Annotated in this window: 9 protein-coding genes; 4 read left to right on the forward strand and 5 right to left on the reverse strand. The window is 66.9% G+C overall.

Going from position 1 to position 15,054, the window contains the following annotated elements; genetic code table 11:
* Positions 1-51 precede the first annotated feature (51 nt).
* Entirely contained in the window at positions 52-1,365 is a 1,314-nt protein-coding gene (locus FIV42_RS14560; protein WP_141198394.1) for a formylglycine-generating enzyme family protein, read from the forward strand.
* Between the two features lie 6 nt (positions 1,366-1,371).
* Here FIV42_RS14560 and FIV42_RS14565 read toward each other — a convergent pair whose 3' ends face one another.
* Positions 1,372-2,523, reverse strand: a complete 1,152-nt coding sequence (locus FIV42_RS14565; protein WP_141198395.1) for a hypothetical protein — start codon at positions 2,521-2,523, stop codon at positions 1,372-1,374.
* 201 nt (positions 2,524-2,724) lie between these two features.
* Between FIV42_RS14565 and FIV42_RS14570 the strand changes: the two genes are divergently transcribed.
* Both FIV42_RS14570 and FIV42_RS14580 read left to right on the forward strand, forming a co-directional pair.
* The gene (locus FIV42_RS14570) at positions 2,725-3,765 is read left to right on the forward strand and encodes a hypothetical protein (RefSeq protein WP_141198396.1); all 1,041 of its coding nucleotides are present in this window, start codon (positions 2,725-2,727) and stop codon (positions 3,763-3,765) included.
* A 193-nt stretch (positions 3,766-3,958) separates the two neighbouring features.
* The gene (locus tag FIV42_RS14580; protein WP_168210283.1) at positions 3,959-5,071 is read left to right on the forward strand and encodes a hypothetical protein; all 1,113 of its coding nucleotides are present in this window, start codon (positions 3,959-3,961) and stop codon (positions 5,069-5,071) included.
* A 49-nt stretch (positions 5,072-5,120) separates the two neighbouring features.
* Here the strand turns inward: FIV42_RS14580 and FIV42_RS14585 are convergent, their stop codons facing one another.
* The 4 genes from FIV42_RS14585 to FIV42_RS14600 all read right to left on the reverse strand — a co-directional run bounded on the left by FIV42_RS14585 (position 5,121) and on the right by FIV42_RS14600 (position 8,597).
* Positions 5,121-6,089 (reverse strand): succinylglutamate desuccinylase/aspartoacylase family protein, encoded by a 969-nt coding sequence (locus FIV42_RS14585; protein ID WP_141198399.1) that lies wholly within the window; start codon positions 6,087-6,089, stop codon positions 5,121-5,123.
* Between the two features lie 40 nt (positions 6,090-6,129).
* Positions 6,130-7,017 carry a 30S ribosomal protein S6--L-glutamate ligase gene (gene rimK, locus FIV42_RS14590; RefSeq protein WP_141198400.1) on the reverse strand — a complete coding sequence of 296 codons (888 nt, stop codon included), beginning with the start codon at positions 7,015-7,017 and terminating at the stop codon, positions 6,130-6,132.
* Positions 7,018-7,092: 75 nt separating this feature from the next.
* The gene (locus FIV42_RS14595; RefSeq protein WP_141198401.1) at positions 7,093-7,557 is read right to left on the reverse strand and encodes an ATP-dependent zinc protease family protein; all 465 of its coding nucleotides are present in this window, start codon (positions 7,555-7,557) and stop codon (positions 7,093-7,095) included.
* A gap of 212 nt (positions 7,558-7,769) precedes the next feature.
* Positions 7,770-8,597 carry a sulfotransferase family protein gene (locus FIV42_RS14600; protein WP_141198402.1) on the reverse strand — a complete coding sequence of 276 codons (828 nt, stop codon included), beginning with the start codon at positions 8,595-8,597 and terminating at the stop codon, positions 7,770-7,772.
* A gap of 366 nt (positions 8,598-8,963) precedes the next feature.
* Between FIV42_RS14600 and FIV42_RS14605 the strand changes: the two genes are divergently transcribed.
* Positions 8,964-15,038: a beta strand repeat-containing protein gene (locus FIV42_RS14605; protein WP_168210654.1), complete on the forward strand. Its 6,075-nt coding sequence runs from the start codon at positions 8,964-8,966 to the stop codon at positions 15,036-15,038.
* Positions 15,039-15,054: the final 16 nt, after the last annotated feature.

Below are 15,054 nucleotides of genomic sequence, written 5' to 3' on the forward strand. Positions count from 1 at the left end.
AACGTCTAGTAGTACTAGAGCCTCGTTCCCTTTGGTGCAAGCGGTAACGTCGTGAGTGACGACAGTCAGGTCACCTGCCCAGAATGCCAGACGACCCAGTCGGCCAAGGCACCGTTTTGCGAGAATTGCGGCTATCGTATCCGTCGCAGCGACACGGTCAAGGAAGGTCATCAGGTCGTGACCGACGAAATGCTGCAACGGCTGCGCCGAAGTCGCACCGACCAAGACCCGAGCCAAACAGGCCGGCAAGTGGGCCAGACCGCCAACGACGGCGGCGCGCCTTTTACCGGCGCGGGCCGCCCTGCAGCAGGCCGCTCGTCCAAGATGCCCTCGCCCGAGGAGCCCCAGACCCAGATCGAGGGGCTGCAGGCCGTCGGTTCGGCCGATATCAGTGCCGAGACGCCGGCGGCCGCACACTCGGCCGAGCTTTCGGCCGCCACCTCACAGAGCGCGCTCATGGAGCGGCCCGCTCCCGACGCTGGCGGCGGCAAGATGGCCATCTACGTGACCATCTGGCTGAGCCTGACCGCCGTCGCCGTGCTGGCCACCTACTTTCTGGCCACGCGCCTGCCCGATGATGCGTCGGCCGACGCCGTCGATGTGCCCGAAAAAGTCGACATCCCCGAAGGCCCGTTTTTGCGCGGCCTCGAGGAAGACGTGCGCTCGTTCATCTTGCAGATGTGCCAGAAGGTCGAAGACGATCCCAAGGAGACCTGCAAGCAGGACAAGCTCCTTGCCGGCGAATTTCCCGAGAAGACCGTCGAGCTCGCCGCCTACGAAATCGACGCGACCGAGACGACCGTCGGCGAGTACCAAGACTGCGTCGACGCCGACGGCTGCGAGCCCATCGACTATAAGGCGTGCGAGGTGTGGACCCACCAGGGCCTGCAGATCTCGCTTCGGGTGCCCAAGGCGCTCCAAGAGCCGAATATGCCGGTGACCTGCGTGAGCCAAGCCCAGGCCAAAGCTTACTGCAAATGGGCCGGTGGCAAGCTGCCCAGCTCCGACCAGTGGGAGAAGGCCGCCCGCGGCGACAAAGGCAAGCTCTTCCCCTGGGGCACCTCGTGGTCGAGCGACATCGCCAACTGGGGTGAGATGGACATCGCCAAAAACCCCATCGTCGGCAAGCTCGACGGCTTCGAGTGGACCGCGCCGCCGGCGAGTTTCCCCAACGGCAAGAGCCCCTACGGCGTCTACGACATGGCCGGAAACGTCGCCGAGTGGGTCGACAATGGCGAAAAGCTCGAGCTCGAGGCGCGCGGCGGCTCCTGGACGAGCCACCCGTTCGATCTGCGCGTGACCTCGCGCATGGAGCTCGAGCCCGACGACACCCGCACCGACGTCGGCTTTCGCTGCGTTTACTAAACCACATCACGCCGCCAACTCACCGCCACTCTGCACCTGAAGGGCGACCCAGCGACACGCCCCGACGAGTCGGTCGATCTGCGTGGCGTCGACGTCTTTCCACACGCCTCCGGCGAGCCCGACGGCCACCACGGCGCCGTTTTCCTCCGGCTGTAGCCCCTCACTCTCCAGCAACTCGACGTCTTCGCCGAATAACTCGTCGGCTCGGGCTCGCCAGGCGCGCACGAACCGGCTGGCGCTCCCTGATTCCTGCCACTCGAGCTGCTCTTGCATCGACTCGAACAGCGTCAGCGCCGGCCATCGGCCGTTTCGTGCGATGCTGCAGACGCCGCCGTCGGGCAGCGAGAGCACCAGCGGCGCCACGCCGGTCAGGCTGTCGGCGACTGCGGACTCGAGAAGCTCGAAGGCCGCGTCGAGGCGCAGCCACTGGTCGGCGTCGAGCTCTGACTCGACCAGCGACACGTTTGGCTCGGGCATCGGACGCCACCCGGCCAGGCGGTCGCGATGGCGGCGAATGGCGTGGGCCAAGATCAACGCGCTGCCGCGGTAACGCATGTAATCTGCGCGTGTATCGAACGGTCCGGGTTGCTCACATTCGATCTGGTTCACCAATTGTGCCAGACCCTCCTGCTCGGGCATCAGCGGCACCGGCGCAGCCACAAAACCACCCGCGTCGAAGCGGCGACAGGCCACCACCGTATGACGCATGAGCGGCAGGTCGCGCTCGAGCGCGCTCAACTCGACGCTCACGTTGTCGTGCAGGCGGCGAAGCCCGAGCGCGCCGCTGTCGGTGAGCCCGACCACCTCGAATAGCTCCCAATACGAAGCGGCGAGTTGCGAGAGCTGGCCGCGCACCTCCTCAGGCAGCAGGTGGGCGGCGTCGACGGCGCATTCGGCCATCGTTCGCCCCGTGCTGCCGGGCACGTGGAACGCGGCGAACTCGTACAGGTGCTCGACGAGGCCGAAGCCGACCGGGTCGGCGTCGCCGCGCTGGAACGCGTCGAGCAACTCGAGCACGGTCGGGTCGCGCGAGTGGCCGACGACGCGCCTGCCGGCGGCTTTGAGTTCGGCCATCAGGTGACCGAAGTGGCGTTGCCAGTCCGCGTAGATAGCCGGGGTTTGGGGGCGAAGAAGTTCCATTGTCTTTGTATGCTTCATGGTTCGTCATCGGTGTCGTTGTTGGTTATCGAGGCCGTTGGCCGCCCTCTATTACGGTTATCGGCAGAAACACCCATTTCGTTGCGTACTTTTTTGGAGCAACGGGCAATGAACGCCCTCAGACGCCCGTTGACGTGGGTCGGGCGCTGTTCCACATTGGCGCCGCCAAACGACGATCTTTTCGAGGCGAACAGAAAAACCATGCAGCCAAAGCGAATCGCCGAGCTCAAGAAGACGGCCGACGAAGCCCTCCAATCGGGGGAGTTGACCGAAGACGCCCAGAAGACTTTGATCGAGGTGCTCACGCCCGACGCCTACGAGCAGACGTGGCCCGACGTGGAGGTCGTGCTCCACGTGGCCGAGCACCCGGTGGTGGCCAAGCGCATGCAAGACGAGCGGCTTCCCGAGTTGTTGGAGACGGCGCTCGTCGAGGCGTTTTCGGCCGTATTACCCCTTCTGGGCACCCGCGCGTTCGGCCCGCTGGCTAATTTCGCCGCCCACACGCGAAAGCGCCTCGACGCCGAGCGCCGAAAATACGAGCTCGTCGCCGAGCGCCTCGACGGACTCGACGAAGACGCAGCGGTGCGTCTGTTGAGGAACTATATCTCCACCGACCCAGCCCCGTACTTCGTGGCCAAGCTGCGCCAGCGGTATTCGGCGCGGGTCGGCGAGGCCGAGCGCCAGAGCGAAGAGGGCGTCGATTTGGCGGTGCTGGTCGAGGACGAAGGGCTCGTCGAAGCCCTGCGCGAGCCGAAGACGGCCGACGTCGACGTGGTCCGACAGGCGCTGGCCGAGCTGAGCGGGCACCCGGACGTCTCCACGGTCACCCTGCAACGCGCCTTTCGCGACGGTGACGCCGATCACAAGCTCGTCGCCGCGGCGATCGCCACCTTCGACGCGCGCGCCGACTTCGCCCCGTCGATCCTCGCCCAGGTCATCTCGGGCCACCGCGACGCCGCCCACATGGCCGTCTTGGCCGGGCGCCTCGCGCCCCTGATGGCTCGGCAGGTCTTCTCGCAATTCTTGGCCGAGGCCGCCTGGCAAAACCCCGAGGAGCCCGAAGCCAAGATCACCGCCGAGCGCACCCACGCCATCTTGAGCGCGCGCTGCGTGCTGCCCAAAATCGGCAGCCCCCTGGACGCTGTCGACCCGCAGAACCTGCCCGATGCCCTCGAGGAAGGCCTCGACACGGTCCCTGACACCGTCGAGGCGGCGTGGGAGCTTTGGGGGCGAGTGAAGTAGTTGTTTTGCGCCTCGCGTCCGTGATAGACCACGGGCGTACGAACAAATCGTTGTGTTGCGCTTGGTGATTGGTGGAGCGATGGATGTAATGCGCTGTTGTTGCTCGGTTTTGTTGTCTGCTTTGATCGCGTTGGGCCCTGCTTCCGTTTTCGCTCAGCAGGCTGACGAAGGCGCGCCGCCTCCGCCGCCACCTGTGCCCGAAGCGCCTGCGGACGTCGAAGAGCCGCCGGCGCCCGAAGCGCCCGCGGACGTCGAAGAGCCGCCGGCGCCCGAGAAGCCGGCCGACGAGGTCGTCGAAAAGGAGCTCGACGCCGACGCCGACCCCGCCGGCTGGAACCTGCTGCGTCGCGCGCTCGACCAACTCGCACGCGGCAAGCGCTACGGGGCGCTCGAGCTTCTCGAGCGACTCGCCGAAGACTACCCCGACCACCCGGCCACCGAAGTCTCCGCCGAGGCGCTCGCCGTGCTGCGCGAGAAGACGCGTCCCAAAGGCGAAGATCTCATCGGACAAGAAGAGCCCAGCGGCCTGGCGCGCGCCGAGCTCGCCTTTTTCCAGACCGCCCACGGCATCACGCTAGGCGCCGAGTTGTGCGCGATGGTCGAGTGTGACAGCGAGCAGGCCGTCGTCGCGGCCCTCGGCATCGGCGGCGCGCTGGGCCTGACCCTGTCGCTCGTGCCCACTCAGGACGGGATCACGCAGGGCCACGCGCTGCTGCTCAACTCGGGCACCGCCTGGGGCTTTGGCAACGGCGTCCTCGCCGGTATTGCGCTCGACATCGAGGGATCGGAATACGCCGGTCTGTTGGCCGGCTCGCAGCTGGCCGGCCTGGGCGCCGGCGCCTTGATCTGGGACCTCGCCGAGCCCACCGCCGGTGAGGTGTCGATGGCCAACTCGGGCGGTCTGTGGGCGGGCTTTTTGACCTTCCTCATCCACGCCGCCAACGAGTTCGACGCCGAGGAGTCCACGGTCGCCTGGTCGGTGCTCTTCGCCGCCGATCTGGGCATCGCCGGTGGCGCCGCGCTCTCCCAGAACTACCCGATGAGCCGCGGGCGTACCTTCGTCATCGACTCGGGCGGTATCTTGGGCTTTTTGATCGGCATCGGCACCTACATCTTCATCGAACCCGACGTTCAGAGCGCCACGGCGTTTTCGGTCATGGGCATCCTGGGCACGGTCACCGGCCTGGGCACCGCGACCTACCTGACGCGTAACTGGGACGTCGAAGAGACCGGCGACTTCAGCGCCAACTGGGGCGTCTCACCCACCGACGGCGGCGCGCTGCTGTCGGTTGGCGGCTCATTCTGACGCTGGAGGCCTTCAGGGGGCTTCATTTCATCTGTTCGGGTATGGCGAGCTATTCGAGCGCGGCCAGGTGGATGACCGCGTCGCCCTGGTGGACCAGGGGGTTGTTGACGTGGCTGATGATCAGCCCGTCGAAGCTCGCTTTGACCTTCCCGCTGACCGCGTCGAACGCATCGCCGATGGTGCCGATGCACTCGCCTTTCTTGACGAAATCCCCGCTCGACTTCTGCAGGCGCAAGATCCCGGCGCGCTTGGCGCGCAGCCAGGTGCGTCGCTTCGACTCGCGCGGCTCGTAGTCGAGCTCGGTGTCGGGGTGCTCGCACATGCCCAGCGCCTCCATCAGTCGCAGCGTGCCGGCCAGCCCCACCTCGACCACGTCGGCGTTGAACCGGCGAGGCTCGCCTCCTTCGAAGACCAAGATCGGCTTGTCGCGCTTTCGCACGGCGCGGCGAAGTGAGCCGCGCGGCCCCTGCGAGTCGATCATGACCGGCGCGGCGAACGCCTCGGCGCAGCGGCGCGTCTCTTCGTCGCCCAGGTCGGCGCGGATATGCGGCAGGTTGGTGCGCTCGTTGCTTCCGGTGTGCAGGTCGAGCCCGTGGGTGCACTGGTCGACGATCTCGGTCATGAACAGGTGGGCCAGGCGCGCGGCCAAGGAGCCGCGGGCGCTGCCCGGGAAGCTGCGGTTCAGGTCGCGCCGGTCGGGCAGGTAGCGCGACTCGTAGACAAAGCCGAAGACGTTGACGATGGGCACGGCGAAGACGGTGCCGCGAAGCTTCTGCGGGTCGAGCTCGGCCAGAAGCTCGCGCACGATCTCCACGCCGTTGATCTCGTCGCCGTGGATGGCCGCGTTGACCCACAGCCGGGGGCCGGGCTCGACGCCGTTGACCACCTCGATGGGAATGGAGACCTGGTTTTGGGTGGGCAGCTGGGCCACCGGCAGGTCGGCGCGCTTGCGCATGCCGGCGGGGATGACGACGTCGCCGACGCGAATGATCCTGGGAGTGTTGTCTCGTGTCGTCATGTCCAAAGCCCTGTTCAGTAACCTGCGCCCACCCGGCGCGTCATTGTTTTGCTTCGACGGCTCTCTCGATAAACGCCACGACGTGATCGGCCACGTCGATCTTACTCGACTTTTCGATCCCTTCCAGTCCCGGCGAGGAATTGACCTCGAGGACCAGCGGCCCGCGCTCCGAGCGCAGCAGGTCGACGCCGGCCACGCCCAAGCCCATGACCTTGGCGGCGTGCACCGCCGTTTGGCGCTCTTCGTCGGTCAGCTCGATCTCGGTGGCGCTGCCGCCGCGGTGCAGGTTCGAGCGAAACTCGCCCTCGGGCGCCTGGCGCTGCATGGCGGCGACGACCTCGTCGCCGACGACCAAGGCGCGGATGTCGGCGCCGCCCGCCTCGTGGATGAACTCCTGGACGAGGAAGTTGGCGTCCATGCCCATGAACGCCTCGATGACCGACTGGGCGGCCTTGTGCGTCTCGGCGAGCACGACCCCGATGCCCTGGGTGCCCTCGAGCATCTTGATGACCAGCGGCGCCCCGCCCACGGCCTTGATGATGCCGTTGACGTCCTTCATTGAGTGGGCGAACGCGGTCACCGGCATGCCCACCCCTTCGTGGGCCAGAAGCTGCAGCGCGCGCAATTTGTCACGCGAGCACGAGATCCCCTCGGAGCTGTTGGCCGCAAAGACCCCCATCATCTCGAATTGGCGCACCACCGCCGTGCCGTAAAAGGTGTGCGAGGCGCCCACCCGCGGAATCAGGGCGTCGAACTCGTTGGTCAGGTCGCGCTCGCCATAGCGGATCACCGGCTTTTTGGAGGTGATATCCATGTAGCAGCGCAGGTAGTCGATGACCTTGACCTCGTGGCCGCGCTGGGTGCACGCCTGGCGAAGCCTGCGGGTGGAGTAGAGCGTCGATTTTCGCGACAGGATAGCAATCTTCATGCGTTCAATACGGCTAGGGGCTCCTCCCCGCGTCGGGGAGGTGGCGGCGAAGCCGCCGGAGGGGCTACAAATTGGCTACTTCTTCACATCGGGCCTGCCGGCCAGATATGAGCGCCCGGGGTCGACCAGAAAGCGGCCGCGGGTGGCTTCGCGACCCAGGAGCATGCGAAAGCCCATGGCGTCGCGGTTGGTCAGCGTGAGATCGATGGCATAGCGCTCGCCCAGCAGCTCGATCTCGGGGCGGATGACGATGCGTTTTTGCTCGTGGCCCACCGAGCTGCGCACGGTGCGCTCGTCGTGGATGGGCGCCTCGCAGCGGACCGTCTCCTTGGTGTTGCGCTGGACCGGGTGGACCTTGAAGCGCACCCACGGCTGGCCGTCTCGCTCGAAACGCCGGATCTCGAAGGCGTGCAGCGCCGAGCTGCGCGCGCCGGTGTCGACCTTCGCCTTGACGAAGTCGATGCCAAACTCGGGGATCGCGATCCACTCGCGCCACCCGACGACCTTGTCGGGAGCAGTCTTTTGTGTGCGTTTGGCCATGAGTCGGTGCGTGCGGCCGCAGGTCTGTGGGGGAGTTTCAATGCGCCGGGGCCTTCTTACACCACGACCCATTCGAGCATCAACGACGAAGAGAAGCGCCCCCCTGTAGAGGCGATCCGAAAAACGAGGCCGAACTTGCGCAGACCCGCATGAACCGGGCCTCGTCGGGGAACCCCATTCCCTTACGGCGGGCGAAAATGATGGGCGAAAAATCACGCCTCGACGTCGGCAAACCAGGCGTCGGTGTCGACGCCGTGCTCGTCGCGCAGTCGCTGCATGTCGTCGGCGAGTTCGCGGGCGACGAAGGCGCGCTCGTCGGGGCTCAGCACCTGGCGCTCGACGCCTTCGCCCAGAAAGCGGCGCACACCTGTGGGCAGCGCCTGGCCCAGCGGGCCGGTCTTGCTCAGCACGCGCCACAGGCCGCGGTCGACGGTCTTCTCGCGGCTCGAGTTGTGCTGCGAGTCGGTGTTCAGCTCGAAGTCGGCTTCCAGCCCGATATGGGCGAGCACCCGGTCGACGACCGCGCGCGGCCGCTGCTTCAGCTCGGACAGGCTCACCACCAAGATGTCGTCGGCGGGGAAGTGCTCCAAGAAGGCGTCGAGCTGGTAGGCGTAGCGCGACACCGCCAGTACGTGCGGGTGATCTTTGATGTGCTTGCGCTCGCCGAGCCACCCCTTGAACACCCCGTGGGTCAGGTGCGACTCGATGCGCGCGATCGGGTCGCGCACCAGGTAGACCAGCTTGAACGACGCGTCGACCTGGGCCATGCGCTCGGCGGCGTTCGGGTACATCGGCTGCTTGGTGTAGTGCGTCGACGCCTCCAGGCCCACCCGGTGCCGCGCCGGGTCGAAGTCGAAATGCTCTTCGTACCAGGTGTTGCCGCGCGCCCAATTATCGTCGTTGGCGAAGTAGTTGAGCTCCTTGTGCGACGAGCCGACCACCTGCGGGTGCTGGCATAGATAGCGAAACAGGCTGGTCGTGCCGCACTTCATCGCGCCGATGATCACGGCAAATCGGTCGATATTGGACGCGCGCTTCACAGCGGTACTCCTCGTCTCGTGTCGTTACGTGGTCTCGTGTCGTTTGCATGCAGCCTTGGCAGCGAACGCAGTGGGTGTCGGGTCTGACGTTGTACCGCGCCAAGCCACTGTGTGTGAAGGCAACGCATCCGAGTGGCGGCACCTCACCTGTGAAGACACCACTGAAGACACAGCCAGAGTAAGGGGAGTGCAAAAAGTCGTTAAACGCCTCGGCTTTTCGTGTCGATGCCCTCGCTGCGGATCTCCGCGCTCCATCAGTCAGGGGGTGCAGTGTGTCCGGTAGCTAATCGTTAATGGCGTCTTCGGGCGCCCAGCATGGAGCGAGGGATGATAGGATCGAAGAGGCGGACCCTACAGCGGGTCTGCGTGGTAGTAGCGTTAGTGCAGGCGGCCGCGTTTTGGACTGGATGTTCGGACGATGACGACAAGACAGAGGAGCCGCTCACTCTCTCCGAGCTCGTCGAAGTCGGCGAGCCGAGCGGAAAGACCAGCGAGGCTGGCGCGCAAGCGACCTTCTCGGTGGCGCTCAAGGAGAAGCCGTCGGCCGACGTCGTGCTCCAGGTGGCCTCGAGTGACCCCGGCGAGGGTGAGGTCGACCGGGCGACGCTGACCTTCACCCCCGACAACTGGGACGCCCCGCAGACGGTCACCGTGACCGGCCAAGACGACGATCTCGCCGACGGCGAGCAGGCCTACCAGGTGGTCTTCGAGGCGATGGAGAGCGACGACGAGCGCTTCGCCGGCCTCCAGCCGCCCAGCGTCGCGCTGGCCAACGTCGACGACGAGACGGCCGGCTTTACGGTCAGCGAGGCCTCCGGCGACACCACCGAGGCTGGCGGGCAGGCCAGCTTCACGCTAGTCCTCAACTCCCAGCCGACCGCTGACGTGGTCGTCAGCCTCGAGTCGAGCGACGCCGAAGAGGGCACGCCCGATCGCAGCAGCCTGACCTTCACCCCCGACAACTGGAACGCCCCGCAGACGGTCACCGTGACCGGCCAAGACGACGATCTGGCCGACGGGCCGCAGGCTTACCAGGTGGTCTTCGGCGAGACGTCCAGCGACGACGCCGATTACGCGGCGATCGCCCCCGAGGCGGTCGACTTCACCAACGTCGACGACGAGACGGCGGGCATCACCGTCAGTGAAGCCTCCGGCGACACCACCGAGGCGGGCGGGCAGGCCAGCTTCACTGTGGTCCTCAACTCCCAGCCCGAGGCCGACGTCACCCTGAGCCTCGCCTCGAGCGACCCCGGCGAAGGCACGGCCGACAAGACCGCGCTGACGTTCACCGCCGACAACTGGAACGCCCCGCAGACGGTGACCGTGACCGGCCAGGACGACGATCTGGCCGACGGCAACCAGGCCTACGAAATCCTGTTCGAGGAGACGACCAGCGCCGACGCCGACTACGCGGCGATCTCGCCCGAGGCGGTCGCCTTCGCCAACGTCGACGACGAGACGCCCGGCATCACCGTCCAGGTGCTCGACGCCACGACCACCGAAGGCGGCGGCCAGGCCGTCTTTTCGGTTGTGCTCAACTCCAAGCCCGCCGCCGCGGTCAGCCTCGGCTTCGCGGTCGACGCTCCCGAAGAGGCGAGCCTGGGCACGAGCGAGTTGACCTTCACCCCCGACAACTGGAACGCCCCGCAGACGGTGCTCGTGACCGGTCTCGACGATGAAATCGCCGACGGCGACCAGCCCTTCGGCGTGGTCTTCGAGGCGAGCGCGAGCGACGACGCCGACTACGCCGGGCTGACCCCGCAGAACCTGGCGCTGACCAACGTCGACGACGACTCGGCCGGCTTCACCGTCAGCCCGATGAGCGGCCCGACGACCGAGGCGGGCGGCCAGGCGACCTTCGCGGTGGTGCTCAACTCCGAGCCGACCGACGACGTCACGCTCAGCTTCGACTCGAGCGACCTGGGCGAGGGCGTGCTCGATCGCACCGAGCTGACCTTCACCGTCCAGAACTGGAACGCCCCGCAGGCGGTCATCGTGACCGGCCAGGACGACGATCTGGCCGACGGCGACCAGCCGTACGCGATCGCCTTCTCGGCGACCACGAGTAACGACGCGCGCTACGCCGCGCTGACCCCGCAGAACGTGGCCGTGAGCAACACCGACGACGACTCGGCGGGCATCACCGTCAGCGATATCAGCGGTGACACCAGCGAGGCGGGCGCGCAGGCGAGCTTTACGGTCGTGCTCAACTCCGAGCCGTTCGAAGACGTCACCATCAACCTCGACTCGGGCGCCCTGGGCGAAGGTCTGGTCGACAAGACCGCGCTGACCTTCACCGCGCAGAACTGGAACGCCCCGCAGACGGTCACCGTCACCGGACAAGACGACGACCGCGCCGACGGCGACCAGCCCTACAGCATCGTGTTTGCGGCGACGACGAGCAACGACGCCGCCTACGCAGCGATCACTCCGCAGAACGTGGCGGTGACCAACACCGACGACGATTCGGCAGGCATCACCGTCAGCGCCGTGAGCGGCGCCACCACCGAAGCCGGCGGCCAGGCGAGCTTCACGGTCGTGCTCAACTCCGAGCCGTTCGAAGACGTCACCGTCAACCTCGACTCGGCCGGCGCCGACGAGGGCACGGTCGACAAGACCACGTTGACGTTCACCGCCCAGAACTGGAACGCCCCGCAGACGGTCACGATCACCGGCCAGAATGACGACTACGCCGACGGCGACCAGCCCTACGACATCGTGTTCTCGGCGACGACGAGCAACGACGCCGCATATGCTGCGATCACCCCGCAGAACGTGGCGGTGACCAACACCGACGACGACTCGGCGGGCATCACGGTCAGCGCGATCAGCGGCCCGACGGGTGAAGCCGGCGGCCAGGCCACGTTCACCGTGGTCCTCAACTCGCGCCCCTACGGCGACGTCGCGCTGAGCTTCGAGTCGAGCGACGCCGGCGAGGGTAGCCTCGACAAGGCGAGCCTGACGTTCACCGACGCCAACTGGAACGCCCCGCAGACGGTGACGCTGACCGGCCAAGACGACGATCTGGCCGACGGCGACCAGCCCTACAGCGTGGTCTTCGACCCCACGAGCAGCCAGGACCCGGCCTACGACGCGTTGTCGCTGCAAAACGTCGCCGTGAGCAACGTCGACGACGACTCGGCGGGCATCACCGTCAGCGCCGTGAGCGGCCCGACGAGCGAAGCCGGCGGCCAGGCGACCTTCACGATCGTGCTCAACTCCGAGCCCTACGAGGACGTGACCCTCAACTTCGGCTCCAACGAACGCGGCGAAGGCGTGCTCGACAAGACGTCGCTGACGTTCACTGCCCAGAACTGGAACGCCCCGCAGACGGTCACGTTGACCGGTCAGGACGACGAATATGCCGACGGCGACCAGCCCTACGCGGTGGCCTTCCTTCCGGCGCTCAGCCAGGACGCAGCCTACAACGGGCTGACCCCGCAGAACGTGGCGGTGACCAACACCGACAACGACTCGGCGGGCATCACCGTGAGCGCGGTGAGCGGCGCCACCAGTGAGGCGGGCGGCCAAGCCAGCTTCACCGTGGTCCTCAACTCGCGCCCCTACGGCGACGTCACCGTCAACTTCGACTCGAGCGACGCCGGCGAGGGTAGCCTCGACACGACCTCGCTGACGTTCACCGACCAGAACTGGAACGCGCCGCAGACGGCGACGCTGACCGGCCAAAACGACGACCTGGCCGACGGCGACCAGCCGTACGCGGTGACCTTCGCGGCGACGACGAGTCAGGACGCCGCCTACGCAGCGATCACCCCGCAGAACGTGGCGGTGACCAACACCGACGACGACTCGGCGGGCATCACCGTGGGCGCGATCAGCGGCGCGACGAGCGAAGCCGGCGGCCAGGCCACGTTCACCGTGGTGCTCAACTCCGAGCCCTTCGAAGACGTCATCGTCAACCTCGACTCGGCCAGCGCCGACGAGGGCACGGTCGACAAGACCGCGCTGACGTTCACCGCGCAAAACTGGAACGCCCCGCAGACGGTCACGGTGACCGGCCAGGACGACTTCTTGGCCGACGGCGACCAGCCCTACGCCATCGCCTTCTCGGCGACGACGAGCCAGGACGCGGCCTACGCGGCGATCACTCCGCAGAACGTGGCGGTGACGAACACCGACGACGACTCGGCAGGGATTACCGTCAGCGCCGTGAGCGGCTCCACCAGTGAAGCCGGCGGCCAGGCCACGTTCACCGTGGTGCTCAACTCCCAGCCCTTCGAAGACGTGACCGTCAACTACGCCTCGACCGACACGAGCGAGGGCACGGTCGGCAATGGCAGCCTGACCTTCACCGACCAGAACTGGAACGCCCCGCAGACGGTCACGGTGACCGGCCAGGACGACTTCTTGGCCGACGGCGACCAGCCGTACGCCATCGCCTTCTCGGCGACGACGAGCCAGGACGCGGCCTACGCGGCGATCACCCCGCAGAACGTGGCGGTGCAAAACACCGACGACGACTCGGCGGGCATCACCGTGAGCGCCATCAGCGGCTCGACGAGCGAGGCGGGCGGCCAGGCGAGCTTTACCGTCGCGCTCAACTCGCGCCCCTACGCCGACGTCACGGTCAGCTTCGCTTCGAGCGATGCAGGCGAGGGTAGCCTCGACAAGACGACGCTGACGTTCACCGACCAGAACTGGAACGCCCCGCAGACGGTCACGCTGACCGGTCAGGACGACTTGTTGGCCGACGGCGACCAGCCCTACAGCGTCGTCTTCTCGGCGACGACGAGTGGGGACCCGGCCTACGCGGCGATCACTCCGCAAAACGTGGCGGTGACCAACACCGACGACGACTCGGCGGGCATCACCGTCACTCTCGTCGACGGCACCACGGGCGAAGACAACGCCCAGGGCAGCTTCGCAGTGGTGCTCAACTCGCAGCCGTACGCCGACGTCACGGTCAACTTCGCCTCGAACGATGCCGGCGAGGGCATCGCGGCGACGAGCAGCCTGACGTTCACCGACCAGAACTGGAACGCCCCGCAGCAGGTCACCGTGGTCGGCCAGAACGACGCGTTCGCCGACGGCGACCAGCCGTACGCCATCGCCTTCTCGGCGACGACGAGTGGGGACGCGGCCTACGCGGCGATCACCCCGCAGAACGTGGCGTTCACCAACGTCGACGACGACTCGGCGGGCATCACCGTGGGCGCGATCAGCGGCCCGACGAGCGAGGCGGGCGGCCAAGCCACCTTCTCGGTGGTGCTCAACTCGCGTCCGTTCGCCGATGTGGTGGTGAACCTCGACTCCAACAACCCGGCCGAGGGCACCGTCGACCAGACGAGCCTGACGTTCACCGACGCCGATTGGGACACCCCGCAGACGGTCACCGTGGCCGGCCAGGACGACTTCTTGGCCGACGGCGACCAGCCGTACGCCATCGCCTTTACGGCGACGACGAGTGGGGACGCGGCCTACGCGGCGATCACCCCGCAGAACGTGGCGGTGACCAACACCGACGACGACTCGGCGGGCATCACCGTGGGCGCGATCAGCGGCCCGACGAGTGAAGCCGGCGGCCAGGCGACCTTCACGGTCGTGCTCAACAGCGAGCCGTACGACACGGTCACGCTCACCTTGGGCTCGAACGACTCCACCGAGGGTCTCGTCGACCAGACGAGCCTGACGTTCACCTCGGCTGACTGGAACACCCCGCAGACGGTCACCATCACCGGCCAGGACGACTTCGTGGCCGACGGCGACCAGCCCTACGCGGTCACGTTCGGCGCCAGCTCGAGCAACGACGCCGCCTATGCCGGGATCACCCCGCAGAACGTGGCGGTGACCAACACCGACAACGACTCGGCGAGTATCCAGGTCAGCGCGATCAGCAACGACACCAGCGAGAGCGGCGGCCAGGCGACGTTTACCGTCGTGCTGACCTCGCGTCCCCTCGCCGACGTGACCGTTGGCTTCGACAGCAACGATCTGACCGAGGGCACCGTGTCGGTGACGCAGCTGACGTTCACCTCGGCCGACTGGGATACCCCGCAGGTGGTCACGGTCACCGGTGTGGACGACCCCGACAGCGACGGCCCGCAGGCCTACGGCATCGCGTTCGTGCCCACGGTCAGCGGCGACGCTGCCTACAACGGGCTGACGCCCGCAACGGTGGCGGTGACCAACGCCGACGACGAGTGGGTCGATATCACCGGTAGCACCGTCGGTTGGGGTCATCATGGCTCCTGCACCTCGTTCAACGGGTGCGGCGACGCGGCGACGTGTGCGCTGTGGGCTTGCCAGGCCGAGGGCTTCAGCAGCCTGTACTCCTACGGTCGGGTGTCGACCTGTGAGTCGGGCGGCTTTACCACCTGTCACCTATTCAGCAGTCAGACCTCGGTCGACTACAACTGGGGGCCGTGGAGCGGTGGCGGGTGCGATATCCCCGTCGTCAGCGAGATTCGCTGTCTGCAATAACGCTGCCTGTACTAAC

This window comes from Persicimonas caeni (genome assembly GCF_006517175.1).
GTDB lineage: Bacteria > Myxococcota_A > Bradymonadia > Bradymonadales > Bradymonadaceae > Persicimonas > Persicimonas caeni.

Excerpts from the sequence above, each read along its gene's own strand:
- rimK (WP_141198400.1), bottom strand. The coding sequence starts at position 7,017 with ATGAAGATTGCTATCCTGTCGCGAAAATCGACGCTCTACTCCACCCGC.
- FIV42_RS14565 (WP_141198395.1), bottom strand. The coding sequence starts at position 2,523 with ATGAAGCATACAAAGACAATGGAACTTCTTCGCCCCCAAACCCCGGCT.
- FIV42_RS14570 (WP_141198396.1), top strand. The coding sequence starts at position 2,725 with ATGCAGCCAAAGCGAATCGCCGAGCTCAAGAAGACGGCCGACGAAGCC.
- FIV42_RS14595 (WP_141198401.1), bottom strand. The coding sequence starts at position 7,557 with ATGGCCAAACGCACACAAAAGACTGCTCCCGACAAGGTCGTCGGGTGG.
- FIV42_RS14585 (WP_141198399.1), bottom strand. The coding sequence starts at position 6,089 with ATGACGACACGAGACAACACTCCCAGGATCATTCGCGTCGGCGACGTC.